This is a genomic window from Paenibacillus sp. IHB B 3415 (assembly GCF_000802655.2).
GTDB lineage: Bacteria > Bacillota > Bacilli > Paenibacillales > Paenibacillaceae > Paenibacillus_AQ > Paenibacillus_AQ phytohabitans.
In genome coordinates this window covers 1-26365 of the sequence record NZ_JUEI01000028.1, presented here as the reverse complement: position 1 = coordinate 26365, position 26365 = coordinate 1, and the positions used below count along the sequence as shown (strand labels likewise).

The 26365-nt window shown below is 50.2% G+C and carries 28 protein-coding genes and 1 other RNA gene; 16 read left to right on the top strand and 13 right to left on the bottom strand.

What is annotated here, in order from left to right; translation table 11 throughout:
• Positions 1-39: 39 nt before the first annotated feature.
• A complete protein-coding gene (locus tag QW71_RS15215; RefSeq protein WP_039299755.1) occupies positions 40-600 on the bottom strand; it encodes a TlpA disulfide reductase family protein in 561 nt (186 codons plus the stop codon).
• A gap of 132 nt (positions 601-732) precedes the next feature.
• Between QW71_RS15215 and QW71_RS38035 the strand changes: the two genes are divergently transcribed.
• On the top strand, positions 733-1203 hold the full coding sequence (locus QW71_RS38035; protein ID WP_052770044.1) for a Mov34/MPN/PAD-1 family protein: 471 nt from the start codon (positions 733-735) through the stop codon (positions 1201-1203).
• Here the strand turns inward: QW71_RS38035 and QW71_RS15205 are convergent.
• From QW71_RS15205 to QW71_RS15195, 3 genes are read right to left on the bottom strand one after another with little or no spacing between them, the layout of a single operon-like run.
• The gene (locus QW71_RS15205; protein WP_039299746.1) at positions 1189-1938 is read right to left on the bottom strand and encodes an exonuclease domain-containing protein; all 750 of its coding nucleotides are present in this window, start codon (positions 1936-1938) and stop codon (positions 1189-1191) included. The genes QW71_RS38035 and QW71_RS15205 overlap by 15 nt on opposite strands.
• Positions 1935-3005, bottom strand: a complete 1071-nt coding sequence (locus tag QW71_RS15200; RefSeq protein WP_039299811.1) for a DUF294 nucleotidyltransferase-like domain-containing protein — start codon at positions 3003-3005, stop codon at positions 1935-1937. Before QW71_RS15200 ends, QW71_RS15205 begins: the two co-directional genes overlap by 4 nt.
• Positions 3006-3047: 42 nt before the next feature.
• Complete coding sequence (locus QW71_RS15195) at positions 3048-4436, bottom strand: ammonium transporter (RefSeq protein WP_039299744.1); 1389 nt, start codon at positions 4434-4436, stop codon at positions 3048-3050.
• Positions 4437-5115: 679 nt separating this feature from the next.
• Between QW71_RS15195 and QW71_RS15190 the strand changes: the two genes are divergently transcribed.
• Positions 5116-5547: a MerR family transcriptional regulator gene (locus QW71_RS15190; protein ID WP_039299741.1), complete on the top strand. Its 432-nt coding sequence runs from the start codon at positions 5116-5118 to the stop codon at positions 5545-5547.
• 33 nt (positions 5548-5580) lie between these two features.
• Entirely contained in the window at positions 5581-6258 is a 678-nt protein-coding gene (locus QW71_RS15185) for a zinc metallopeptidase (protein ID WP_371916272.1), read from the top strand.
• Between the two features lie 40 nt (positions 6259-6298).
• Here QW71_RS15185 and QW71_RS15180 read toward each other — a convergent pair whose 3' ends face one another.
• Both QW71_RS15180 and QW71_RS15175 read right to left on the bottom strand, forming a co-directional pair.
• Complete coding sequence (locus tag QW71_RS15180; RefSeq protein WP_039299738.1) at positions 6299-7216, bottom strand: LysR family transcriptional regulator; 918 nt, start codon at positions 7214-7216, stop codon at positions 6299-6301.
• A 14-nt stretch (positions 7217-7230) separates the two neighbouring features.
• Entirely contained in the window at positions 7231-7857 is a 627-nt protein-coding gene (locus tag QW71_RS15175; RefSeq protein ID WP_039299735.1) for a rhomboid family intramembrane serine protease, read from the bottom strand.
• Between the two features lie 113 nt (positions 7858-7970).
• Here QW71_RS15175 and tpx point away from each other — a divergent pair, with 113 nt between their 5' ends.
• The gene (tpx, locus tag QW71_RS15170; protein ID WP_039299724.1) at positions 7971-8489 is read left to right on the top strand and encodes a thiol peroxidase; all 519 of its coding nucleotides are present in this window, start codon (positions 7971-7973) and stop codon (positions 8487-8489) included.
• 175 nt (positions 8490-8664) lie between these two features.
• On the opposite strand, the gene QW71_RS15165 is transcribed toward tpx, so the two are convergent.
• The 3 genes from QW71_RS15165 to QW71_RS15160 all read right to left on the bottom strand — a co-directional run bounded on the left by QW71_RS15165 (position 8665) and on the right by QW71_RS15160 (position 10428).
• Positions 8665-9054, bottom strand: coding sequence for a DUF1499 domain-containing protein (locus QW71_RS15165; protein WP_039299722.1), 390 nt, complete (start codon positions 9052-9054; stop codon positions 8665-8667).
• 259 nt (positions 9055-9313) lie between these two features.
• Positions 9314-9505, bottom strand: a non-coding RNA gene (gene ssrS / locus QW71_RS38525) — 6S RNA.
• 104 nt (positions 9506-9609) lie between these two features.
• Complete coding sequence (locus QW71_RS15160; RefSeq protein WP_039299721.1) at positions 9610-10428, bottom strand: YesL family protein; 819 nt, start codon at positions 10426-10428, stop codon at positions 9610-9612.
• 177 nt (positions 10429-10605) lie between these two features.
• Here QW71_RS15160 and QW71_RS15155 point away from each other — a divergent pair, with 177 nt between their 5' ends.
• On the top strand, positions 10606-10701 hold the full coding sequence (locus tag QW71_RS15155; protein ID WP_039299719.1) for a hypothetical protein: 96 nt from the start codon (positions 10606-10608) through the stop codon (positions 10699-10701).
• Positions 10702-10816: 115 nt separating this feature from the next.
• On the opposite strand, the gene QW71_RS15150 is transcribed toward QW71_RS15155, so the two are convergent.
• Positions 10817-12472, bottom strand: coding sequence for a DEAD/DEAH box helicase (locus QW71_RS15150; protein ID WP_039299710.1), 1656 nt, complete (start codon positions 12470-12472; stop codon positions 10817-10819).
• 319 nt (positions 12473-12791) lie between these two features.
• On the opposite strand from QW71_RS15150, the gene QW71_RS15145 reads away from it, so the two are divergent.
• The 4 genes from QW71_RS15145 (at position 12792) to QW71_RS15130 (ending at position 16941) form a co-directional block, all read left to right on the top strand.
• Positions 12792-13616, top strand: coding sequence for a YitT family protein (locus QW71_RS15145; RefSeq protein WP_039299805.1), 825 nt, complete (start codon positions 12792-12794; stop codon positions 13614-13616).
• A gap of 174 nt (positions 13617-13790) precedes the next feature.
• Positions 13791-13979: a hypothetical protein gene (locus QW71_RS15140; protein WP_171718441.1), complete on the top strand. Its 189-nt coding sequence runs from the start codon at positions 13791-13793 to the stop codon at positions 13977-13979.
• 239 nt (positions 13980-14218) lie between these two features.
• On the top strand, positions 14219-15454 hold the full coding sequence (locus tag QW71_RS15135) for a putative glycoside hydrolase (protein ID WP_039299707.1): 1236 nt from the start codon (positions 14219-14221) through the stop codon (positions 15452-15454).
• A 131-nt stretch (positions 15455-15585) separates the two neighbouring features.
• Positions 15586-16941, top strand: coding sequence for an MATE family efflux transporter (locus tag QW71_RS15130; RefSeq protein WP_039299703.1), 1356 nt, complete (start codon positions 15586-15588; stop codon positions 16939-16941).
• A gap of 471 nt (positions 16942-17412) precedes the next feature.
• On the opposite strand, the gene pfkA is transcribed toward QW71_RS15130, so the two are convergent.
• Positions 17413-18384, bottom strand: coding sequence for a 6-phosphofructokinase (pfkA, locus tag QW71_RS15125; RefSeq protein WP_039299701.1), 972 nt, complete (start codon positions 18382-18384; stop codon positions 17413-17415).
• A gap of 73 nt (positions 18385-18457) precedes the next feature.
• On the bottom strand, positions 18458-19540 hold the full coding sequence (locus QW71_RS15120) for a tetraprenyl-beta-curcumene synthase family protein (protein WP_039299802.1): 1083 nt from the start codon (positions 19538-19540) through the stop codon (positions 18458-18460).
• A 224-nt stretch (positions 19541-19764) separates the two neighbouring features.
• On the opposite strand from QW71_RS15120, the gene QW71_RS15115 reads away from it, so the two are divergent.
• A complete protein-coding gene (locus tag QW71_RS15115) occupies positions 19765-21009 on the top strand; it encodes an MFS transporter (protein ID WP_039299696.1) in 1245 nt (414 codons plus the stop codon).
• Positions 21010-21220: 211 nt separating this feature from the next.
• Here the strand turns inward: QW71_RS15115 and QW71_RS15110 are convergent, their stop codons facing one another.
• Entirely contained in the window at positions 21221-21418 is a 198-nt protein-coding gene (locus tag QW71_RS15110; protein WP_036725228.1) for a cold shock domain-containing protein, read from the bottom strand.
• Between the two features lie 172 nt (positions 21419-21590).
• Between QW71_RS15110 and QW71_RS15105 the strand changes: the two genes are divergently transcribed.
• From QW71_RS15105 to QW71_RS15080, 6 genes are all read left to right on the top strand, one after another.
• The gene (locus tag QW71_RS15105) at positions 21591-21824 is read left to right on the top strand and encodes a hypothetical protein (RefSeq protein WP_036702226.1); all 234 of its coding nucleotides are present in this window, start codon (positions 21591-21593) and stop codon (positions 21822-21824) included.
• A 6-nt stretch (positions 21825-21830) separates the two neighbouring features.
• Positions 21831-22001, top strand: a complete 171-nt coding sequence (locus QW71_RS40945; protein ID WP_039299681.1) for a hypothetical protein — start codon at positions 21831-21833, stop codon at positions 21999-22001.
• A gap of 214 nt (positions 22002-22215) precedes the next feature.
• Positions 22216-24006 (top strand): oligoendopeptidase F, encoded by a 1791-nt coding sequence (pepF, locus tag QW71_RS15095; RefSeq protein WP_039299800.1) that lies wholly within the window; start codon positions 22216-22218, stop codon positions 24004-24006.
• Between the two features lie 85 nt (positions 24007-24091).
• Positions 24092-24412 carry a lipopolysaccharide assembly LapA domain-containing protein gene (locus tag QW71_RS15090; protein WP_039299679.1) on the top strand — a complete coding sequence of 107 codons (321 nt, stop codon included), beginning with the start codon at positions 24092-24094 and terminating at the stop codon, positions 24410-24412.
• Positions 24413-24439: 27 nt separating this feature from the next.
• Positions 24440-25483: a M42 family metallopeptidase gene (locus QW71_RS15085; RefSeq protein ID WP_039299677.1), complete on the top strand. Its 1044-nt coding sequence runs from the start codon at positions 24440-24442 to the stop codon at positions 25481-25483.
• A 240-nt stretch (positions 25484-25723) separates the two neighbouring features.
• A partial coding sequence (locus tag QW71_RS15080; protein ID WP_052770043.1) for a hypothetical protein occupies positions 25724-26365 on the top strand: 642 nt, incomplete at its 3' end.

Genomic DNA, 26365 nt, shown 5'->3' with positions numbered 1-26365 from the left:
GCACCGGGGGGCTTTGCAGCACCTTGCTGCCGGCCCCGCTTAGGAGCCGGTTAAGGCAATAATCTTCTGCTCCAATTCCTCAGCGGTCAGGACACCCAGAATGATCTCGCTAATTACACCATTCTTGTCAATTAGTACATTGGTCGGGAATACGGCTCCATTATATTTATCGAAAATCTGGCCTTTCAGATCATACATTACCGGAAAAGCCAGCATGTACTTTTTGACGAACCGTTCTGCGTTGGGTTTATAATCCTGGCTGGTAACATTGATGCCGTAAATATCCAGCACATCGCTGTATTTCATTGCCAGCTTGTTCAGCTCCGGAGCTTCCTGCTGGCAGGGATCACACCAGGAGGCCCAGAAATTCAGCATTACCGCTTTCTCCCTTGCTCCCCCGACTTCATACCGTTTGTCGCCTTCCTGCAGCATGAATGAAGGGGCTCTCAAGCCTGCGGAAGCACCAGTCTCCGGCTCCGCCTGCTGTTGAAGGACCGCGACCGCATTCGGTTCAGCCTTGCTTCTATGCTCTATGGCAAGAACGGCCAGAAAAACAATCAGGGCCAGAACAGTCAAATTCCGTTTATGGACTGCTTTCATAGGAGTCAGTTCCTTTGCTTAGAGGATTTTCCTCTATTGTACCCCCACCTGCTGCAGTTTCAAACGTTATTTGCAATAAAAAAAGAGGATTCCGTCAAAGACGAAATCCCATGAAGAGAGAGGGGTGAAGATATGACAGCTAGCCAGGGAATCCCCCAGTCGATCAGACTGAGCTCTTCCGTACAGCATATGCTGGGGAAGCATCTGCTGTCCTGTTATCCGCAGGAAGCCTGCGGAATCCTGCTGGGAGCTGCCGCAGCGGGTGGCATGTGTATCGACAACTATGTGCCGATACGCAACGTAGCGCCTGACCCGCTGCATTCTTTTGTACCTGATCCCGGAGAGTGGATCAGAGCCGCATACCGTGAACCCGCACCTGTCGGATTCTTCCACTCCCATCCGCATGCTGCGCCTTGGCCTTCTCTTGCCGATCTTAACGGCCTGACTTCGCTGGGGCCTGAGTTCAAGGTATACCTGATCGGCTCTCCGGGAACCGCCCATACCGGTACTCCGCTGTTGAACGGCTTCCTAATACAGCGTACGGACAGCAACGGCACTGCACAGACACCTACCTTACAGCATGTGCCCTTAAGTCCTGCTTAGATAAGCGTACAGATCGCCCAGTGTCTCCACCTGGTTCTTCTGGGAAATCTGCCGGAGATAAGCTACCCATAATTTCGCCGTCATTTTGGCATCCTCCAGCGCATGATGACGGCCTTCAATCGGGATCTCGTGGATGGCCAGCAGTTCATCCAGCGTGTAATTACTGCGGTGCGGCTCCAGCCAGCGGGCCAGCATCATCGTATCCAGTACCCGGTGGGTCAGCTGCACCTTGGAGGTTTTCCATAAGGCGGCATTCAGAAAAGATTTATCATGTGCACTTCCATGTGCTACCAGTACTCTCTGGCCGACAAAGGACATGAAATTGTGCAGTCCGTCAATCAAAGACGGGGCACTGGATGTCATTTCCTCTGAAATCCCGGTAAGCCTGGTAATATTATCAGGAATAGCCGTCCCGCAATTCACCAGCGTATAGAAACATTCGTCTTCCTTAATCTCTTCCCCTACCACACGGATCGCCCCGAAGGACATAATTTCATCCCCTCCCTGATGGGAGAAGCCGGTAGTCTCAAGATCAAATATAACGGTTTCCAGCTCAGAGAGCGGAGTGTGCAGCACTTCCGGACGCCGTTTTTCACGCATAAGAGAACGGATAAAAGCCATCTGCTGTGCGGTTTGCTGCGCCGATTCTCCGCCTCTCATGGAAGCGATGGCGGATGGCATTCCGCCTTGTCTCAGGTTGTTCCAGAACCCTCCGCCTTTGTTCGGCTCCTTCATGGCTGTCTCCTTTCCGCGGACCGGAGCTGACGCTGCAGGGCCTTGTGCAGACGCCTGACCAGCAGCAGACTTTCCCGCAGCTCAGCTCTGAGCTGCTTATTCTTCAAATCATTCTCGGCATAGTAATCACTGCTTGCAAGCAAGCCGTCCTCCACCGTATAAGGCGTATTCACACGCATCTTCAAGGCTGTCAGAAATGCCCGCCGGATTTCTTCAAGATGCTGGTATTTGTCCAGTTCAGCCAAATGCTCAAGCCTCTTCAGCGTCGAAGAATCCTTTATCCCGTGCAGCAGCGACAAATGCCTGACAATATTGACAAGCGGGATATAAAGACCGTATTTGACATCAAAACCGCCTGCATAATCGCCAAACCGCTCCGTGAGTACCTGTCCTAACAGATTAAGCGTTGCCTTATGGCGCACGGTATTGCGCAGCACAGCCATAGTAAGTTTGTGATTGTCTGCAAAACCGGCATGAAAAGCTTCCTTCCACTTCGCGGACAATTCTACGCTCCCGGCCACATGGCGCATATCAGAAGCTATGATCAGGTAACGGACAGGTTCCCATTCCAGCTGCTCCATCCATCCCGCCAGCTGATGCTCCCATTCAGGCAGTGTTTTACGCCACAAAGGCTCGGAGCACATCACCTTGCCGTCGCATTTCTCATAACCTGTAGTTTCAAGCACATCGGACAACATGGCTCCAAAGGCTTCGAAATAGCTTTTCTTGAGCCCATCCAGCTCTCCTTCTACAATCAAGCCATTATCCTGATCACTCCACAGTGTAGCTTCCTGTCTGCCTGCACTGCCGAATACAATAAAGGAATAGGCGCAGGGAGGCAGGCCATAGCCCGCCTCCTTCATCTGCGCCTCACATATGTGTACCGCCGTTCGTGCAATCTGATCATGCATTGCATTCACCCGGCACATCCATTCCTCAACCGGAATAACGTTTAATTGCTCCAGAAGTACTTTTTGACAAGCGGTACGCCTGGTTTTAAGCTCCAGCGGCGAACCGGCCGTTACGATGGACAAGTATCTTTCTTCGTTCCAGTCTGCTGTCTCCATCGAAGCCACTCGGTCCGCCTCCCTATTGAGTAGAAGATATAATTATTTCAAGGGTTTGGATTCCGATTCTGTAATCAGTTTCATTTGTTCAGGATAACCGTAAGTACCATGCTCACTGATATCCAGACCCATCAATTCTTCCTCTTCCGTTACACGAAGTCCGATAACCATCTTCATCACGTAGAGGATAATGAAGGACATCACCGCTACGAAAGCAAAGGTTCCGATCACACCAAGCGCCTGTACTCCGAGCTGATGTACACCGCCGCCGTAGAACAAACCGGGTTTACCGACACCAACAGTTTCAACAAGCTCAGGTGTTGCGAACAAGCCTGTAGAAATCGCTCCCCACATTCCTGCAATACCGTGAACAGAGAAAGCGTAGATTGGATCGTCAAGTCCTGCACGTTCCAGCCACTGTGATGTCATGAATGTGAATGCACCAGCGATAAAGCCGATAAGAATTGCTGCCCAAGGTTCTACAAATGCACAGGCACCAGTGATCGCAACGAGTGCAGCCAGAACACCATTCAGCATTGCCGGAATATCCGACTTACCGAAGTACAGCCAGGAAGCAATCAGTGCTGCCAGACCGCCTGCCGCAGCAGCCAGGTTCGTTGTCAGTGCCACGTGGCCGAAGAATCCGCCCATCGGGGACAATGCACTACCCGGGTTGAAGCCAAACCAGCCGAACCAGAGAATGATAACACCGAGTACTGTGAATACCTGGTTGTGACCAGGAATGATAACCGGTTTGCCTTCTTTATTGAACTTGCCCAGACGGGGTTTAAGAAGGATTGTTGCCACAACAGCTGCAGTTGCACCTGTAAGATGGACAACCGTGGAACCTGCATAGTCCTGCATGCCCAGCTCAGCCAGCCAGCCGCCGCCCCATACCCAGTGTGCTACAACCGGATAGATCACTACTGAGAAGAGAATTCCGAAGATGATGTATACGCTCAGCTTCGCACGTTCCGCCATACCACCGGATACGATCGCCAGAGAAACCGCTGCGAAAGCCATTTGGAACAGGAACTTAACATTTAGAGTGACATCGGAGAATGCCAGGGATTCGAACGAGGAAGCCGTTGTATCTCCACCGTAGAAGAAGCCTGTTGTACCGAAGAAGCTATTGCCGTTACCGAAGCCAAGACCAAAGCCCAGAGCCCAGAAACACAAGCTTGCAATGGCCAGTGTCAATACCGTCTTACCGGCAACGTGGCCTGCATTCTTCATCCGGACTGAACCTGCTTCAAGCATTGCAAAACCGGCTTGCATAAAGAATACAAGGATAAATGCCAGGAACGTAAACGCAGTGTCAAGTCCGATTTGCAGATCCGGTGTTGCCGGACCCTCAGCTGCAAATGCGCTGACCGGATAGATCATCAGTGTAACCATGGCCAGGAACATCATCAACATCTTTTTTTTCATACTTTACCCCACTCCCCAATGTTATATTTTCTAACAAAGCGTGAAACTCTTAATGTCATTATAATCAGAAGTCAGGGAAATTGACAAGACTATTTTTTTGAATGTTTTAATTTATTATTGGAAGCTCACGATTTATTCACCGTATGACAATTCTCCCGCCATATCGCAGATAATCCGCAGAAACCGCCAGCTTCTATACCAGACAAGGTTGCAAGCGTATACACTGCGTGTAAGATTTAAGACTATTCATTATGTATTTTTATTAATGTCTGTTAGTAAACATACCTTTTCACGCCGGATTTTTCCTGACATCAGCCTTGTTTATCTTCAATATAAAATAAGTTTAACCGCTTTTCCTAAGCAGTTCATTATAATATCTATGATATTCAGGGTTCTTAAGTCAATACATCACATGTCATGTTACATATAACTCGCACTGCCCTGTCTGAACCCCCACCATTATGGACATCTTTGCTCCCGCGCTCCGCAAAGAAGGTATCACCTCATATAAATAAACAGCGAATCTTTCAGAAATTAAATGCATATACTTTAAGTAAGTGTGACGTTTGACTGTATGGTTTGCGATTTGGTATCATTAATTATAAGAATAATAAATGAAGCAGAGCACATCGCTGTATTACAGCCTGCCGCTTCGAGCGAGGTGAGATGACTTGGAGATATGACCCTTTACCGGATTGGTGAGCTGGCCAAGGCGGCCGGCACGAGTGAACGTACCATTGATTATTATACGAAGCTCGGACTTATTACACCCGAATCAAGAAGCATGAAGAACTACCGGCTGTACAGTCATGAAACCTTGATCAATTTACAACGTATTAATCAGCTAAAGCAGGAGAAATATACATTGGAAGAAATCAAATCCCTGATGGGCAAATGGAATGCAGCTACACCGGAAGCCGAGGTCTCGAGCAAACTGGTTCAGCTTGAGATTCAGATGCAGCAGCTTGAGCGCGAAGTCAAGGCTCTTGAACCGGTAATCAGCGGTTTGAAGCCCGGACAGGCCAACCGGGCATTAGCAGCATTAATTCCGCAAGGCGTTGCCTGCATGGAAGCGATCCGGCTTCTGCTGACGCAGGGGCCGCCAATGTAACAGCTTGTAACTTAAAGTGGAGGAATGAGACATATGATGCCCCTAATGTATCTATTATTAATTATCGCTTTTATCTTCTCCGTGTGGGCGCAGTTCAGGGTCAAGGGTAATTTCAAGAAATGGGCTAAGGTGCCCAACATGAATGGATTGACCGGATATGAGGCCGCCCGCCGTATGCTCGACGCCAACGGACTGTACGATGTACCCATTGAACCGGTACGGGGTACCCTCTCCGACCACTACGACCCGATCAACCGTGTTGTCCGGCTGTCTGAGCCCGTATATTATGAAAGCTCCATCGCAGCGGTTTCCGTCGCCTGTCACGAGATTGGCCATGCAATTCAGCATAAGGAACATTATCCAATGCTGACGCTCCGCCACCGGATGTTCCCGGTCGTTAACTTCGCATCAGGTGTTGCACCCTTTATGCTGCTGGCCGGTTTTATTTTCAGCTCATTGAATCTTATTGGTCTGGGGATCATTTTCTTCTCGGCCGCAGTAGCTTTCCAGCTTGTCACGCTGCCCGTTGAGTTCAATGCCAGCAGCCGGGCACGCCAGATCATGGTCCAGCAAGGCTTCATCCGCAATGAAGAGGAACGCGGTGTCGCCAAGGTCCTGAATGCCGCAGCACTCACGTACGTAGCAGCAGCATTGGTATCGCTGCTCGAGCTTATCCGACTGATCCTCATGTTCCTGGGCAACCGCGACTAAGAGCGAACCATTAGATAATTACAAACAATACCCCGGTAGGCTATGAGCCGACCGGGGTATTGTTTTGCTGTCTGTCTTTGAAATAGGTTAGCAGGAAGGTACGAAATGAACGGGCCACCAGCGGCAGCTTGCCGTCCGCCCTGTGAATCAGCCCCACCGTTCTTGTAACCGAGGGTTCAACGACCCGGACCTGCGCCGGCTGCATCGGATTGGTCTGGTAGAACGCCATCTCCGGCAGCAGACTTACTCCCATCCCGGCAGCTACCAGACCGCGGATCGTATCTGTCTCCCCGCCTTCAAAAGCAATCTGCGGCTTGAAGCCCGCCTGCAGACAAGCCTGCCATACAATCGGCCGCAGCGAGTAGCCTTGGCTGAACAAGACGAATTTCTCTTCCCGCAGCTGTTCCAGCCGGATCACTTCCTCTCCGGCCAGCGGATGATTCTGCGGCAGAATGGCGAACAGCTCTTCAGTCATTACAATATCTCCGGCCACATGCCCGTCATTCTCCGGAAATGGAGAAATGAAGGCCAGGTCCACCTCACCCGAAATCACATCCTTAATTAACGACGGATATGCCCCCTGCTTAAAGCGGAATTTAACATGCGGATAATGACGGCGGAATTCCGCAACAATGGAAGGAATGAGATGGGTCCCGAGGCTATGCGGGAAGCCGATGCGGATCTCCCCGCGCTCCGGATCAAGGAATTCATGAACCTCCGCCACCGAACGGTCCAGTTCATTAAGGAGAGACTCTACTCTTTTGCAAAAGAGCTGTCCGACGGGAGTAAGCTGCAGGTTCCTCCCTTTCTGCATGAACAGATCTACACCAAGCTCCTGCTCAAGCTGATGGATCTGGCGGCTTACTGCAGATTGTGCGACATGCAGCTCCTCCGCCGCTCTGGTGACATGTTCCTTTTGGGCAACCTTTAAAAAATACTGCAGCTGTCTAAGCTCCACGTCTACACCCTCTCTTATCGTCGGTTTCGTTTGAACACGCGGATCATTAGTCCGTAAATGAAGAATCCGGCTACCAGACCGCCGATATGGGCCATATAATCTACATGCGGTGTGGCAAACGACATAATAATCCCCATCACCAGGAGGCCGTACAGCGTCTTGCGCGAGCCCTCGTCCATCATCGTTCTTTGCAGCAACGCAATGTAGAGGAATGCGCCATAAACGGCGTAGATGGCACCGGAGGCGCCTACAGAGACAATCCCGATCTCAACTACTCCGCGGCCGCTGACGGCAACCCCCAGAAGGTTCGCAAGGAACCCGCCGGCCAGATACAGCAGCGCATACCGCCACCAGCCCATCAGCCGCTCCAGGGGAGGCGCAAATACCAGCAGGGCGAAACTGTTAAAGAACAGATGGGCAAACCCGTTATGCAGGAACATGGCCGCAGCGTAGCGCCACAGCTCCTCTTTCTCTGGTCCGACATTTACCGTTGCCCCGAACTTCACGAGAGTCTGCAGATTCGTTGAGCCGCCATTCAGCGACAGTACAATGAACATCAGAACATTGGCCAGAATCAGCACACAGGTTACCGGATAATACCGGAGATAACTTTTCCACTTCTCGTATCGTATGAAAATCATAGCACCCATCCTTTTATGTATGTTTGTCCGGCTCGACATTCAGCTTCTAAAAAGATTATAATTTATTGTGGCAGTAACAATCCAATATTGCAATCCAAGGAGGAAACAAGGACATGACGCAAGAAAGAACAGGCGTAGCTACTTTTAAAGGCAATCCCATTACTCTCGTAGGACCTGAACTGAAGGCAGGAGATTCCGCACCAGCATTCGTTGTAAGCAAAAATCTGCTGGAAGATGCTTCACTCGGTGATTATGCCGGCAAAATAAAGCTGATCAGCGTTGTGCCTTCCCTCGACACCGGTGTGTGCGATGCACAGACCCGCCGCTTCAACAGCGAGGCTGCCGGTCTCGGCGATGACGTGGTTATCCTCACTATCAGCACAGACCTGCCTTTTGCTCAGGCACGCTGGTGCGGCGCTGCAGGCATTGACAGTGTAATTACACTCTCTGACCACAAGGAAACATCCTTCGGACAAGCCTACGGCGTACTGATCAAGGAATTCCGTCTGGATATGCGTTCCATCTTCGTCGTGGACAAGAATGACAAGCTGACTTATGTTGAATATCTCGGCGAAATGGCGGAGCATCCGGACTATGAAGCTGCCATCTCTGCTGTTCGGGCACTGCTGTAACCGCAAGCGCATCATCCTTATACATTTTCAGTCTTACTTTGTGAAAAAAAGCGGCAGAAGGTCATCCTTCTCCCGCTTTTTGCGTATGATGAGCCCTATTTATTAATGCCCGGCACGGCCTGTACCGCGCTTAGAAACCGCATACAATCTCTGGACAGAAAAGTGCAGTTTGCCCTTAATCAGCCTTATATTTGCCCAGCTTCTTATCCAGTGACTGGTACAAACGCTGAATGACACGGTAATTGGCACCCAAATCGCCAAGCGATCCTCTGGATGCGGAATACATATCTACGGCACAGCGTACCGGCGAGGTACTCAGCACAGATACGGTGATATCCAATGTGCGGCCGAACGCCGTTCTCTTCTCCAGGGTGATCTCCCCTACAGACTGTACTTCGTGAAGCACTTTGAATCCAGGAATCTTCTTCAGCGTTGCGGATACTTCATCCCACGCCTTGTCTCTTGAAAGAGTGTAATAACGTGTTTTGAGTGTCGGATCTTTTGCACGGTCGCTTGTTCCGTCATGACTGCGAAATAAACCGACCAAGGTTCTTTTCAACGACAAAATTCTTCCCCCTCTTCAAATCCCAAGTTCATTACTCTAAGTGTAACACTCTTATCCCCGGAACAAAAGAGCATAGCGCACTTTGTCCGGGTAAATAGCCCAGCCAGGCAGGGCATTCCTAACATCCCGCTTCCATTAGCTGGCGGGAACAGCAATGCACTTACAAGTACTGCTAACAAAATACCCCCGAAACACACACCATAAAAGGCACCCTACTCCTGCAGGTGAGCAGGTAACAGGGTGCCTTGTCAAAAACAGTAGAAAACCCGCCTATGCCGTCCGGCTGCAGTGTCTTCTGAACCTGCTATAGCAGGTGGGTGACCGCAGAAGTCGTTTTTGAATTCCCCAAGTCGTATAGACAGGGCTGTTCAGCCGCGCTTCATGTAGATCTCCCAAGACATTATCATTGGTTCAAAACAACGAGCAACCATAACGTACATCGCAGGATTTATTAATATTATATTGCGTTTTAACGAAAAAGTAAACCTGTATGCGCTTTAATTAACACTGGAATAAATTTCCGTCAAAATTATTGATCTTTCGGTTAACGGAATGTTAACTCTTCTTGAGGTTAACCCCTTCTTCCGCTTCCTCTTCATCCTCGTCCGAAGGCATGCCATCATTCTCGGCTGCTTCCAGCGCCGCCTGCTCTTCAGCCAGCTTCTTCTTCTCCACCTGCAGCTGCAGCTTATTGTACGTTGCATAGAAGTTAAAGAAAGCAAGCATAGCAATGAAAGTAGGAATACAAAGAGCGTAGAGCACCGGATACCGCAGACCTATATAGAGAAGAACCGCTGAACCAATTAGTGTAGAGAATACACGGATCGGCCGGGCGATGGTCAACAGAATGGAGTTGGTCACCACTTCCTTGAAGGTCATCTGGTAATGAACCACTATCGAGAAGAAATTGAACATGGAAACGAACAAAATAATCATCAGCACGAGCATCAGAATACCGACGATTTTGAGATTGGCCATTTGTGTCATGTATACGGTAACATCAACGTACATAATCACGAACAGCAGGGTGTAGATAATGCCTCCAAGCATGCTTTTGAAATAATTCTCTTTGTACCCCTGAAAAAAAGTGCGGAATGTGCTTACATCTGTGTTGCCCATCACCCATTTGCGTACCACTGTGAATAACGCCGCCGTAGCGGGAAATACAGTGAATGGCGCGAGTACGCCAAGTACCCAGTTGAGCGTGATCTGCTCATTCGGTCCGCCTGCTTCCGAACCCAGCATAATCATCTTCATAACTCCTGCGAACAGAAATGGAATCGAACACAGTGCCCACAAAATATTACTGAAGGCAATACGTGATATCCATTCTGTGATGCGGTATAAACCGCCCATTGCTCCCTTAAACTCCAATTCCCTTCCTCCTGTCTATCTAGCGCATACTGCGTATCTTAACTATACCCTATTTGACCCGGACTTTTCCAGCGCCCAAGTTTACAAGTTATAGGTAAGTGTCTACGCAAGCTCTGTGATCCGTCCATATATTAGAATCGTAACCACAACAACCACTGTTTAAAGGAGGTTAACCCCATGTCCGCACCCGGTTGCTGCAATCCTTGGACTTCCACCGGTACCATTCTCGTCCTGTTCATTCTGCTCGTCATTATTACCCGCACTTTCATCTAAATGTGCATGATAAGGAATAAGGTATTACTCGAAGCATATCATTCTTATCTCTGCAAAAAAAGAAGACGAGAACCGCTCGCGGTCGCTCGTCTTCTTCTTATGTCATACGTAATGCTTAAACTTCGTAATCCTGTTTAGCCGGACGGGTGCTTGTGCTGCTTGGGCGTGCCGACGGTTTACGGTCTGCGCTGCGGCTTGCACCGCCATCGCGTCCTGCTCCCGCATCACGGGTGCCTTTGTAGCCGCCGCCGTAGCTGCTGCCGCTGTTGCTGCCATAGCCGCTGCTGTAGCCGCCACGCGTGCTTCCGCCGCCGCTGGCATTATCACGGTTGCCGCGATAGCCGCCGCTGCTGCTTCCAGTTCCGGAGCCCGTACGGTTGCCGCCATAGCCGCCGCCGTTAGGCTTGCGTCCGCTGCGGATATCGTTCTTGCCTCCGCGGCGTTTTGCGCGGATCGGATCTTCAGGAGTCAGCTCGATTTGCGCATCCTTGTTATCGCCGGTAAGAAGCTTCATAGCTGCGGATAGCAGCTGTACAGAATCATATTGCTCCAGCAATTGAATGGCAATACCTTTGTATTCGTTCAGTTCGCCGCCGTCCTCAACCATTGCCAGCAGACGTTCAGCCGTAATGCGCTGTTTGCCTTCAATAGCCTCAGCCATTGTAGGAAGCGGTTTGCGGGTAATACGGTGACGGGTAACACGTTCAATCAGGTGCAGGTGATCCATTTCGCGCGGAGTCACGAAGGACCATGCTGTACCTTCTTTACCGGCACGGCCGGTACGGCCGATACGGTGTACATAGCTTTCCGGATCCTGCGGAAGGTCGAAGTTGATTACATGAGTTACACCGGAAACGTCCAGACCGCGTGCTGCAACGTCTGTAGCAACCAGTACATCAATACTGCCGTCGCGGAATTTGCGCATTACAGCATCGCGCTGGTTCTGCGACAAGTCACCATGAAGGCCATCAGCGGAATATCCGCGTTTCTGCAATCCTTCAGCAAGCTCGTCTACACGGCGTTTGGTACGGCCGAAGACGATAGCCAGATCAGGGGACTCCATATCGATCAAACGGCTGAGCGCTTCGAACTTCTGGCGTTCAGGAACTTCAATATAAGCCTGATCGATTAGCGGTGCGCTGATTTGCTTAGGAATTACGGATACATGCTGTGGATTCTTCAGGAACTGCTGGGCAAGACGTTGAATGTTAGGAGGCATAGTAGCCGAGAAGAGCATCGTCTGACGTTCTTCCGGTACGAGCTTGAGGATCGTCTGGATATCCTCCATGAATCCCATATCCAACATTTCATCAGCTTCATCAAGTACAATGGTCTGTACATCATCAAGACGGATGGTTTTGCGGTTGATATGATCCAGGAGACGTCCCGGTGTACCAATAATGATCTGTGGTTTCTTCTTGAGTCCGCGGATTTGACGGCCGATATCCTGCCCGCCGTAGATAGCCAGTGAACGAAGTCCCTTGAAGCGGGTCAATTTGCCGATTTCTTCCGCTACTTGGATAGCAAGCTCGCGTGTAGGCGTCATAATCAGTGCAACGATCTTCTCTTCTTCCCGGACGATCTTGGAAATGAGGGGAATCCCGAAAGCAGCGGTCTTACCTGTACCCGTCTGTGCCTGGCCGATCAGATCCGATCCGGCCATTGCAAGCGGAATAGCTTGCTCCTGAATGGGTGTTGCTTCCTCAAATCCTAGTTCAGTGATTGCTTGTAGCACTTTTGGCTCCAAGCCGAATTCTGCGAATGTTTTCAAATTATTCATGCTCCTTCTATACAGTGGACATTCCACATGCTTGTCTGTATTCTTAAGTAGCGGTAAACACATTTATAGGCTGTCCAATCATGCCGTATTTCCTGCATGGTTTAGCGCGTATTGGGACAAAAAAAATGTCCTATGATCAGGCCACTACATATACCTGACAACTGTAACTTCGCATTCTAAGCAATGCAAAAATACCATTGTAACGTCCTACTCAAGAATATCCTATACATTATATCACAAACCGGATCAGGAATACCAGTACATTCCTTTCTTTCATTACTTACATTAAACATAGAGGTGAATTTGTTTGTTGAAACTCAGACTATTCGGGAGTTATCTGGCCGTAATCTTCGGTTCTGCGATGATTGCCTGCGGCTTTAATCTGTTCCTGATCCCGCACAGACTGCTCAGTGGAGGAGTATCGGGCCTTGCCATGCTGGTCGGTTACTTCACTCCATTTAATATCAGCCTGCTGTATTTACTCTTCAATGTGCCGCTGCTTGCCGCCGGCTGGTTCCAGCTCGGACGGAGGTTCATTATCCTCAGTATCCTCTCTGTCGGAGCCACAACCTGGCTGATGACCCTGGTACCGGTGCATCAGGTATCCTCGGATATGCTGCTGGCTTCCGTCTTCGGAGGGGTGCTTGTAGGTGTCGGGGCCGGAGTGTCTTTCCGTGTGGGCGGCTCGTCCGGCGGTTTCGATATTCTGGGCTCGATTATTACACGTTACCGCGATTTCCCGATTGGCAATGTCCTGGTCGGCCTTAACGGGCTCGTTATTCTGGCCGCAGCTTATTTCGATAACAACTGGAACCTGGCCCTTGCTTCCATGGTCTCCATTTATGTGAGCGGTAAGGTCGTCGATCTGATTCATGTCAGCCACATCAAAGTCACCGTCTATATAGTAACAACCCGGACGGATGAGCTTCTGCAGCAATTGCTGGGGCTTCAGCGCGGTGTTACAAAGATTAAGACGGAAGGCGCTTATTCTCATGTGGAACGGGACATGCTAATGACAGTGACCACACGTTACGAACTCGCTGAGCTCAAACGGATCATCAAAACAAGCGACCCGCAGGCTTTTGTGAACATCGTTGAAACAGTCGGGGTTATGGGGTCTTTCCGCAAAAGATAGGCTCCGAAAAAAATGCGCATATTTTAAAATTGTGATATATTAGTACCACGCAGGACCCTAATTTCATGAAGATTGTGATTTACCCCTCTTTTTTCCAGGCACTTCGTTTTTCCGGGTGGACCCTGAATTCAAATTCAGTTCGATTCGAAAAAGGAAAGGGTGATTTTTGTGGAAATGGAAACGGTAAAACTGTCAGCAATCGTCATGAGGTGGTATCCCGATATGATACCGTTTCTGAAGCAGGACGAACTCAATTCTGTAATCGTTCTGCGTGACGGTCTGAGTATTCTGGAACCGGCAGATGCCATGGATATCATCCATTACAGCATTTGCGAGCATCAGAATTCTGCGTATCTTCATTGAGCAAGCTGCCCTAAGAGCAAGTTTTTATAGTTGCCGCTTCAGATTCGGCCATCGTGCCGGATCCGAGCGGCATTTACTTTTTAATTCAGCGGTTCAAAATCTGTACATCCCGTTTATAAACAACAAGAGCGGTTTTTTATGACACCAAAAATTACGGGTATTGTTACAAGTCTGTTCTTTTTGAGTGCATCCGTTACTTTATACTTTAAGGGAATGTACATAAAGGGAGCGAATAACGAATGAACATCACCTGGGCATTACTGATGATGGCCCTGGGAGGCGTTGGTGTGCCGAATAACGGCCACGACGCTGATGTGGCAGCAGCACTGCAGAGCGCCATGAATCCCCCCATCGTCGCAGAACACACTACGAATCCAGAGGCAACAGCGATTACACCGGGTGGAGCTGGAGGCACGGCAGCACCGGAACCTTCACCAAGTGCAACACCAGACGCAGCACTTTATACCGATCCGCAGCCGGATGCACCTAAGGTTAAGGGGATTTATGTAACAGCCTACAGCGCCGGGGGTGAACGCATGGAAACCCTGCTCGCCCTGCTCGACAAGACGGAACTGAATTCCATGGTCATCGATATCAAGGATGACGCCGGATACATCACATACAAAACGGATAACACGGAGCTCCAGCAAATGGGACATCCCCAGCCGTTCATTGGAGATATCAACAAGCTGATGACACGTCTGAAGGAGCATGACGTATATCCGATTGCCCGGATTGTTGTTTTCAAGGACTCTGTATTGGCCAAGAAGAACAAGGAATTATCCTTTGTAAATACCGACGGCTCAGTCTGGGCTAACAAAGGCGGAGACAGCTTTGTGAATCCTTATAATGAAGCGGTGTGGAAATACAATGTAGATATTGCCAAAGAAGCCGCGAAGCTTGGATTCAAGGAAATTCAATTTGACTATGTACGCTTCCCTGAAGGCTTCGAGAAACGTGCAGATACACTGAAATACACCAAGAGTGACAGACCGCGTGTAGAAATCATTGCCGACTTTGTCAAATATGCCAAAGCAGAGCTCGCGCCACTCGGCGTACGTATATCTGTTGATATCTTCGGCTATGCAGCCTCAGTTCCTGCAGCAGAGGGCATTGGTCAGGATTTCGTCAAAATATCGAAGAATGTGGATGTCATCAGTCCGATGGTCTATCCAAGCCATTACTCTACCGGCTGGTTTGATGTCAAAGATCCGGATAAGGACCCTTATGCTACAATCAAAGGCTCTATGGTCGATACGCACAAGAAGCTTGATCCGCTCGGCAGCTACAAGCCGGTAATTCGTCCATGGATTCAGGATTTCACCGCCAGCTGGCTCGGCAGCGGCCATTATGTCAAATACGGCAAGAAGCAGGTTGAAGACCAGATCCGCGCCTTGAAGGACGAGAAGGTGGATGAATTCCTGCTCTGGAACGCCAATAACCGTTATACCTCGGAAGTGGATTACGAACAATAAGCTTACAGCAATTATCTGATGTATCCAATCACCATAAGAAGAACCGGAACCCGGCAACTGCCGGGTTTTTTACTGAGAATTAAGCATGTACATCCTACAACTACTATTAAGATAACGGGGCACTCACCATTATGAAACAGACATCTTCCATTAAACAAAAAGCCGGACAGTTTCTGCATATCCTGCTTCCGATCCTTATTACACAGATCGCCTTGTCAGCCATTACTTTCTTCGATACGAACATGTCCGGTAAATTCGGCACGAACGATCTCGCCGGTGTTGCTATCGGCACAAGCTTGTGGATTCCGATTCAGACCGGGCTCAGCGGGATTCTAATGGGAATTACACCGATTGTCTCCCATCTGATCGGCAGCCGCCGCAATAAAGATGTTGCCCATCAGGTCATGCAAGGCATGTGGCTCTCCTTGCTCGTATCGGTGCTGGTGCTCATTCTTGGCGGATTGGCCTTATCGCCGGTACTCAATTTCATGAACCTGGAGCCAGAGGTACGCGATATCGCCTTCCGGTTCCTGCGGGCGATTTCTTTTGGCATCATTCCGTTGTTCGGTTATACCGTAGTCCGCAGCTGCATTGATGCACTGGGTCAGACCCGCGTCTCGATGTTCATCACACTGATTGCTCTTCCGGTTAACGTGGGACTCAATTACCTGCTGATCTTCGGTAACTTCGGCTTCCCCCGCCTTGGCGGAGTAGGCGCCGGTGTAGCCTCAGCCATTACATACTGGGTAATCTTCCTGATTGCTCTGGTTTTTATCTATCGAGCCGAGCCTTTTAGAGGCCTGCAGCTTTTCCGCAAATTCCATGCCATGTCGCTGAGCAGCTTTAAGGAACTGCTGAAGATCGGTGTACCTATCGGCTTCTCAATTTTTTTTGAAACTGCGGTTTTCTCAGCCGTAACGCTGCTTATGAGCCGTTTTGATACAGTTACTATTGCAGCCCACCAGGCAGCGATCAACTTCGCGTCTACCCTGTATATGATTCCGCTGAGCATCTGTATGAGTCTGACGATACTTGTCGGCTTCGAGAGTGGCTCCGGCCGGCTTAAGGATGCCCGCCAGTACGGAATCATGGGCATTGGTACGGCAGCGGTCCTCTCCCTGCTTACCGCGCTGGTGCTGCTGTTTGCCGGCAGCCATGTCGCCGGGCTGTATTCGGATGAACCTGAAGTGATATCGCTAATTCAGCATTTCCTGATCTATGCAATCTTTTTCCAAATTTCCGATGCCATCGCAACTCCAATTCAAGGTGTTCTGCGGGGGTATAAGGATGTCAACCCTGCCTTCATCATTTGTTTCATTGCTTACTGGGTGATTGGTCTTCCAGTCGGATACCTGCTCGCGACTTATACTGATTTGGGCGCTTACGGCTACTGGATCGGGCTGATCACTGGTCTGGCTATAGGAGCTATTCTGCTGCTGTCGCGGCTCATTCGGGTGCAACGAAGATTCGCTCTTGAGAAGGCTTGAACCTAACAGAAAGGGTTACCAGTGACTGCCTGCCTGGAATAGTTGCCGTTTAACAGCGTTTAGTTAGCTCAGACGAAGAACATCCCTTGCTGCCAGTTGGCGGAGGGATGTTCTTTTTTAGCCCAGAAGTCCAGCACGTTGATACTTAGAACTCCCGCGCAGCAGCAAAGTAATTTTCTTAAGGCCATTCTGAATAGGTGAAATGTTGCAGGTTTTACAACTTGGGTCCATACATTTCTGGGATTTAGGAAGGATTGTTGTATGAAATACAAGAATTGTTTCGATAATCTGTTTGGAGGAAGAGAAAAGCTGCATTTTATACAACAATTCATTGATATAGTCGATTTATTGCGGGGATTGTTGTATTTAGTGCAGGAATTCAGAAATGGTGAAAGTCCTGGGTCCCTAAGACGCAACAAACCCGCCTGTCTCCAGGCGGGTTTAAACATATTAATTAATAGTTCCCTGTTCCTATTGGGACAAACGGGAAGCCAATTCATACAGATCCGTGTCGAAGTCTTTCTTAGTGTTCACTACTTTATCGATATCAGTAAGAGTCAGTTCACCCTTGATAATTCCGCATGCTTTGTCCGATTCGCCCTCAATCAGCTTGCGGACCGCGAAATCACCCAGACGGCTGGCCAGGTTGCGGTCACCCGGAGTAGGTGTTCCACCGCGCTGGATATGTCCTAGAACCGTTACACGGGCATCCAAAGAAGCATGGCGGTCCTTGAGCGCCTGTGCCACATCTTCGCCTTTGCCTACGCCTTCAGCAACAATTACAATACTGTGGCGTTTGCCGCGGGCAAAATTGTCCTTCATCCGGTCCGCTACTTCATTCAGGTCATACGGCATTTCAGGTACAAGAATCGTTTCCGCACCGGAGGCAAGACCCGCATGCAGCGCGATGTCTCCGCAGTGGCGTCCCATAACTTCCACGATCGAAGAACGTTCATGGGAAGACATAGTGTCACGCAGCTTATTGATCGCATCCACTACAACGCCAACGGCTGTATCGAAGCCAATGGTGTAATCTGTGAATGAAATATCATTATCAATTGTTCCCGGCAAAGCCATGGTGTTAATCCCCAGCTTGCTGAGTTTGTTGGCTCCTTTGTAAGAACCGTCGCCGCCAATGACTACCAGGCCGTCGATGCCCATTTCATTAAGAATGTCAGCACCTCTCTGCTGGCCTTCCGGCTTCAGGAACTCCAGACAGCGCGCAGATTGCAGAATGGTACCTCCGCGTTGAATAATGTCACCTACACTGCGCAGATCCATCGGGAAAATATCACGGTTGAGCAGTCCCTGATATCCGCGCTGAATGCCGAACACTTCAATTCCGAAGTAGATCGCGCTGCGGACAACCGCACGTACAGCGGCGTTCATGCCCTGTGAATCTCCTCCACTGGTTAGTACTGCGATTTTTTTTACGTTTGCCATTCTGTTTGTTCCTCCTTAAAATTGCGCCGGATGTCCTCCGTGTCAGAAAGAGCCCCGGCAGCATCTAGTGCGACTAATACATGTGTTTGCGTATCCAGCGGCTGTTAACGAAAAAGAATAGCCGGGTCAGCGGGCTTTTTCTCATCAGCCGTTTGGATACAGAGCGAACCTCCCGCTGTTCGCTGACTTTCGGATCGGATAAATAAAGTGCCAAGAGCCCCTCGATGACCATACGATGCATTGAGGTCTCGGGAAGAGTCCGGACATCCTTGCGGGCCCACTCCACGATGGAAGCGATCCGATTCAGCATGGTATCAGTGTCGTCATAATAATTGCAGAAATTGAGGTCACCGCCTGCCCGGTCTTCGTCCTGGTCTATCAGATAATCCAGCATAATGTGCAGTCCGCACACATGCGGAAAGTAAGCAGCACGAATCGAAGCCGATGCGTTTAGGCTCAGCTTGGGATCACATGAGGCCAAAAAAAGCATAAAGACACCAAGGGTTGAACCGGTTGCGGCTGCAAACTCATTCCACCCGAGATGAGGTGCACGATGGCCCTCTCTCTCCCACCATTCCTTCAGGGCAGCTTCCCTGAGCTCCGGACGAATGTGCTTATAGACCTGAAGATCGGTGTACAATACGGCCAGATCATGAATCTCAGCGGCGGCGGCGGCATATCCGGGAAGCTGAGAGGTCATCTCCTGGCATTTGCGGACCAGCCTGTACAAATATCCGCCGTCATTCTGTTCATTGCGCAGCGCGTAGTAATTCACCGGCTCTGCCTCTGGGTTAATAGCATCAAGCATGGATTGATGCAGCAGCCGGAAATCGGCAGGGTCAAGCGAAGTACTGCGATCACATAGGTTGTCCAAATAATCACTGATCGTCTGATAAGCAACAATTAGCGGAATCAGTATATGTCTCATCGACAAATTGCCGGCGGCATAAATACCGCCGCCTTCGCAATGAAACTGCTTCGTTTCAATGCTGGCAAGCGCTTGCTTGCGGAGCTCGGGATCGGGAATCCCTTCTGCATCCTGGCGCCAGAAATCGAGGCATGCCCGCACTTCCGGCAGCACGTACTTGTAGACCCTGTTCATCAGTCCAATGGGACCGCGCGGACTAAGGTAACGGCCTTGCTCAAATTCATTCAATGACAGTGCCTCCACATTGTTGTCTCCTTATCCAAATCATCATTATTATAATATGCAGAGCGTATTTGTACAAACAACAAAATCACTTTCGCAAAACCTTGAAAGATTCAGAAAAACGTTTTTCCACGTAACCCCTGCCTCACCAGCTTTATGCTATACTATTACCCGTTCGACATTAAATGTATGAGATTAGGCTTATTTCATATCCGGAGGAGTGCAGGTTCATGTATGCAGGACGGAGCGGCGGCCAGTATAGCGATCAAAACTGGCTGCGATCTTTTATGTTCACCCTATACGGCACCAGTGTGCTGGTTGTATCCTATTTCCCTTTATTCTATTCACATTTGGGCTTCAGCAGCCCGCAGATGGGTCTGCTCTACTCTGTCGGCCCGCTGATCTCCATCCTCTCCAATCTGTTCTGGAGCATGATGAGTGACCGTCTGGGCACTGTCCGGAAGATCATGGCCCTCCTGCTCGGAGGCCAGCTGGTAACCGCTATCATTCTGGCCAGAGCCGCAGATTTCTCGAGTGTTATGTTTATTTTGTCCGTTTTCTATTTCTTCTATTACCCTGTATTTCCGCTTGCGGACACCATGGCCATCAAAATTGCCCAGCGTCACGGCCGGAACTTCATTGCAATCCGTGTATTCGGCTCGCTCGGGTATTCGTTCTTCGCCCTAACGATCGGTTATGTGCTGAGAGCACTTGGTCCTGAATATAGTGTTGGCATTTGTATCGTGATTGTCGTGACCGCACTGCTTATTACCTTCGGACTGAAGGATGTGAAACGCAGCGAGCCAGTTCCCGCACCCGTAAGCGGGGAAGCTTCAGGCAAACCGCTTAAAGGCGGCGGACTCAAAGAAATTCTATTTCAAAAAGAAGTGCTGTGGTTCTTCAGCTGTGTCTTCCTGCTCGCTATCGGTTACCGCATGAATGAAGCCTTTCTGACCATCAGCCTCAAGGGAATGAATGCCGGGGATGAGATTGTCGGCTGGGCATTGCTGGCTTCTGCTCTTAGTGAGATCCCGATCTTCTTCCTGCTGAGCAAATATGGCGACAAGTTCAAGGAACTGCCGCTGCTTGCTTTCGCAAGCCTGATGTTTGCCTTGCGGTTCCTGTTCATGTCACTGGCTCAGGAGCCGGGAGCTGTAGTTGCCATTCAGGCTATGCACAGCGTCTCCTTCGGCATCTATTATGTAACCGCCGTCCGTTATATCACGCGGATTATCCCGGATCATCTCCGGGCAACGGGAATGGCACTGTTCACGGTTGTATGGTCCAGCGGTGCCGGTCTGCTCAGCGGTACCTTCGGCGGCCTGATCTATCAGGATGCCGGACGGATTGTATTTTATATGGTGGCTACCGGATTCTCGATCCTTGCTTTTATCGGCTTCCTGTCCAAGCATTTGATGGATGTGGGGGGAGGCCCCGACCGGCCGTTCCGGAGAAAAGCCAGGACACCGCTCTGAGTATTGTATTGTAGGAATTATCCAAACAGCCATGCCATCCCGGAGCCGGGAGCGGCATGACTGTTTAGATTCATCATTCTATAGAAGAAATAAAAAAACACAGTTCCCGGGAGAACTGTGTGCTGCTTAAGTTGCTTGTTGCTACTCATGCAAATGCGTGTTGCATCAAATATATATATTGCGGCTGGCAGAAGCTCTGCCTAACCGTATCTTATAATTTAACTACGTTCGCTGCTTGTGGACCACGGTTACCGTCAGTAACATCGAATTCAACCGCTTGGCCTTCATCCAAAGTCTTGAAACCGTCGCCTTGAATAGCTGAGAAGTGAACGAATACATCTTCGCCGCCTTCTACTTGAAGGAAACCATAACCCTTTTCTGCGTTAAACCATTTTACTGTACCTTTCAAATGAACAACCTCCTAAAAATACCGCCATATATGGCGTATGCTTACATTATACTCCATCTATACTTGTAAAGCAATCCATCTTTTCCCTGTATTCGTGATTTAATTTGCTTTTCCCTTCTCCGGTGCGTTATCATTGAGCCAAAAGCCAAAAATCGCCAGGGTGGTAATGATAATGATCAAAAAACATGAAATATACAAAACAGACAAATGGAATATGATGACAGTGGAAGTTCAGGGACGTTATATTATCCTCCGTGAAATTTCCGATCAATGGGGAGAAGAAACACATACCTTCATGAGCCGTCCGGCCATGATGCAGTGGGTCAACAACCGCTTCAACAAAGAGTCCTACAAAGACAATGAAGAAGAGTACAAGAATATCATTGCTGCCTTCAAACAGGTATAAGCGGGAATGAACAATGAGAGCCTTGTAATCTATGTAATTGTCGTTCTGTGTCTCGGTGCCGTGCTCATTATGAGCAAGGACAAGATGCCGCCGCGTTTGAAACGCGGCATGGCCTTAACTGCAGTCATCATGATTGCACTCGCTTTTGTCTTCATTATTTACAGCATGCTCGCATAATTTCACCGCATGTAACTTTAAGAATTAATAATCAGGATTTGGCAGGACATACTAAGCCTACTTTAAGATTCAGGAGGCTGCTGTCATGTCGTTTACTTCCAAATCCCTCCCGCTGCTGCTTGTTCTCGGCCTGCTGCCGGGGAATGTGTCCGCAGCAGTGCCGCAAGCCGAGACTATGTCTGCTGCATCCCATCAACCGAGGAGGATTATTTCTATGGAACAATTACCCAAGAGAAGTGAAGTGCCCGCCGAGAACCGCTGGAAGCTTGAAGATATGTTTGCTTCAGAGGAACAATGGGATGCCGAATACAAGGAAGTGAAGGAGCTAATCACAAGCGCCTCTGACTTCCAGGGCAAGCTTGATTCTCCTCAAGCCCTCAAGAAATGCTTCGAACTGGACGATAAGCTGTCTCTGCTGACCGAACGCCTCTATGTCTATGCGCACATGCGCCAGGATGAAGATACGGCGGCTCCTAAGTATCAGGCACTCTCCTCAAAGGCCAAGAAGCTGGGCGTTGAAGCCGGGGAAGCTCTTTCTTTTGTCACACCGGAAATTCTGGCCCTGCCAAACGAAACCCTGGACCAGTTCATTGCCGATCCTTCTCTCTCTGACTATACCTTCACCTTAACGGAAATGAAGCGTGAGAAAGCGCATGTCCTCTCCAAAGCGGAAGAAGCATTGCTCGCTCAGGTGGGCACTCTTGCCCAGGCTCCGCAGACTGTGTTCGGCATGCTGAACAATGCGGATCTGAAATTCCCGAAGGTCAAGAATGAAGATGGCGAGGAAGTTGAGCTCACCCACGGAAGCTACATTCAGTTCCTGGAAAGCCCGGACCGTGAAGTGCGCAAGAATGCCTTCAAAGCGGTCTATGAGACCTACGGCAAGCAAAAGAACACCATCGCCGCTACGCTGAGCGCAAATGTGAACAAGAATGTATTCTACTCGCGTGTGCGCAAATACCCTTCTGTGCTGGAAATGTCCCTCTACGGTGACAATATTCCGAAGGAAGTCTACACTAATCTGATCGACACCATCCATGAAAGCCTGCCGCTGATGCACCGTTATATGAAGCTGCGCCAGAAGCTGCTTGGAGTAGATGAGTTACATATGTACGATTTGTTCGCTCCGCTCGTGGACGAATACAAGCTGAATATTACTTTTGAGGAAGCCAAGAAGATCACTAAGGAAGGCCTTAAGCCGCTCGGCGAGGATTACCTAAGCGTGTTGCAGGAAGGCTACGACAAAAGCTGGATTGACGTTTATGAGAATGAGAACAAACGCACGGGCGCATACAGCTGGGGAGCTTACGGCACCCACCCTTACGTGCTGCTGAATCATAATGACAACCTCAACAGCATGTTCACACTGGCGCATGAAATGGGCCACGCCCTGCATTCCTACTATTCAGACACGACGCTGAAATACCGGGATGCCCAGTACACCATTTTCCTGGCAGAGGTAGCTTCGACCACCAATGAAGCCCTGCTGATGGATTATCTGCTGAACAAGTCGACCGATCCGAAGGAAAAAATGTACCTGCTCACCTATTATGCCGACCAGTTCCGCACTACCGTGTTCCGCCAAACGATGTTCGCCGAATTCGAGAAGATTATTCACCAGCGTGCTGAAGAAGGCGAATCGCTTACTCCTCAGGACCTCTCTGCTATCTATTACGACCTGAATGTGAAGTATTACGGTAAGGATATGGTCGTGGATAAGGATATCGAGATGGAATGGGCGCGGATTCCGCATTTCTATAACAGCTTCTACGTCTACAAATATGCTACCGGATTCTCGGCGGCGACCAGCTTCGCCAAACAGATTCTGGAGGAAGGCAAACCGGCGGTAGAGCGTTACCTGGGCTTCCTGAAGAGCGGCGGCAGTGATTATTCCATTAATATCCTGACCAAAGCCGGCGTCGATATGTCTTCACCTGAACCGATCCGCGAAGCAATGAGCGTCTTTGAAAGTGTGATTGAACAGATGGAACAGTTGACCAAGTAAGGCAGAAAGCTTAGTATTACAGTAATCCCTTGCCCTCTGCGGGCAGGGGATTTGTATTGTCATCCAGACCCGAGGAGGAACTACTATGAAATTTCAATGGTCACTTATATTAGGTTTATTCTTTGCACTGCTGACCGCTGTTTTCGCAGTCATGAACGTGGATACGGTACCGGTTAATTTCGGCTTCGACGTTGTCAGCATCCCGCTTATTCTTGTCATTCTTGGCTGCGCGCTGATCGGCGGCGTTGTTGTAGGTTCCTACGGGATTTTCCGCCAATATAAGCTGCAGAAGCAGATTAAAAGCTTGAACGCAGAGCTGACCAAGCTCCGTGATGCAGGCAATGCCATGGATTCTCTGACTGTCCCTAATGATGTCCTCTCTTCAGAAGGATCAGCCCAGGTATAACCATACACCGAATAGGAGGAACACCCCTTGCTTAACATTCAGCCTAATGAAGAATATATCCTTACCCTGCTCAAAAAACTGCTCGACACCCCCAGTCCCAGCGGCTTCACCGCCCAGGTGATGACTCTTGTGGCCGAAGAAGCGGCTGCACTGAATATTCCGCTGAGCTGGAATGAGAAGGGCGGCGCGATCCTGACTGTTCCCGGACTTGATCCTTCGCGTACCATCGGCATCAGTGCCCATGTAGATACGCTGGGCGCCATGGTCCGCTCCATTAAACCAAACGGTACCCTGCGCCTGACCTCTGTCGGCGGGTTCACCATGAACAGTATCGAGAACGAATATTGCATGATCCATACACGCAGCGGGCTGACCTATACCGGCACCATTCTGACCAGCCACCCTTCCGTGCATGTGTATGCGGATGCGCGCGATTTCAAACGTGCGGAAGAGAACATGGAAATCCGTATTGATGAAATGGTCTCGACCAAAGATGATGTGCTGAAGCTGGGCATTGCTGTTGGTGATTTTATTTCTTTTGACGCCCGTGCGGTATTGACGCCGAGCGGTTATGTTAAGTCCCGTCATCTCGACGACAAAGCCAGCGTAGCGGCCATCTTCGGCCTCCTGGAGTGCATCCGGCGCGAAGGCTGGAAGCCGCTCCATAACCTGTCCCTATTGATCTCCAATTACGAAGAGGTCGGACACGGCGCAGCCTGGATTCCGGGCGGGATTAACGAGATGATCGCTGTGGATATGGGCGCTATGGGTGATGATCTGAGCTGCAAGGAGACCGATGTCTCCATCTGTGCCAAAGACTCCTCCGGACCTTATGACTATGCCATGACCAGCAAGCTGATTGAGCTCGCTAACGGGCTGGCGATTCCTTTTGCGGTAGATATCTATCCGCAGTATGGCTCCGATGCTTCAGCGGCGCTGCGTGGCGGGAACAACATCCGGGCCGCGCTGATCGGTCCGGGCGTGCATGCCTCCCACTCCATGGAGCGCACTCACAAGCAGGCCGTGCTGAATACTGCTAAGCTGCTTGCCGCTTATGTTGGGGCGCACTGAACTAGAGAAATGGCTGCGGAGTTTGCGGAGAGCTTAGGCTGTGCGGACTGAATCATGGAGACTATGAAGGCTAATGCCATGCTGCGGGGTTTGCGGAGAGCTTAGGCTGTGTGGACTGAATCATAGAGACTATGAAGACTAATGCCATGCTGCGGAGTTTGCGGGGGGATGCTTGTGTCGGCGCGATTTGAGTTTGGGGGATGGCTGCAGAGTTTGCGGGGGCATCGCAGGTGGTGGATTGTGGTTACCACAGTTGTCCTACTGGTGTTGTTTGCGGTCATCCTGGCTGCGCTTAGGCTGACGGATGATGATGAGCATGAGGTCTTTGACGGCCTCCCTCATAGTTACATCTATGCCGAGAGTTCAGGCGAGATTCAGCTGCATATGATGTCGCTGAACCCGGAGGATGTTGTGCTGCGGCGCGCAGGGCAGCCGCTGCGACAGATTGCCGCCTACGGGATCAATGGCGGCTTCTTCTATGGCGATGACCTGCTGTCCATCGCCATCATGAACGACGTGCCGGTGAACGGCGCACCGCAGGGCTACGGCTCCGGCTGGTTCAACGCGAAGTACGAGCGTGGAACTCTGGTGTGGGATGGAGCCGCGGGAGCGTTCAGCGTACAGGTCGTTGCCTCCGGCGGCGACCTGGCGGTGAGTGACCGCGGCAATTACTGGGCGCAGGGCGGGATCAGCATGAACCTGCAGCATGAAGAGCTGTGGGCAGCTGCGGCGGCCGCAGAGCATCTTCCCTTTGAGGGCGAGCGGCGCCTGCGCTCCGGGCTGGTCTACGACCAGTCCGGCAAGCTGTGGCTGCTCGTCACGAATTCGCTCTGCACGGCGGCGGAGTTCCGCACCGCCGTGCAGCGGGCCGTCCCCAGCGAG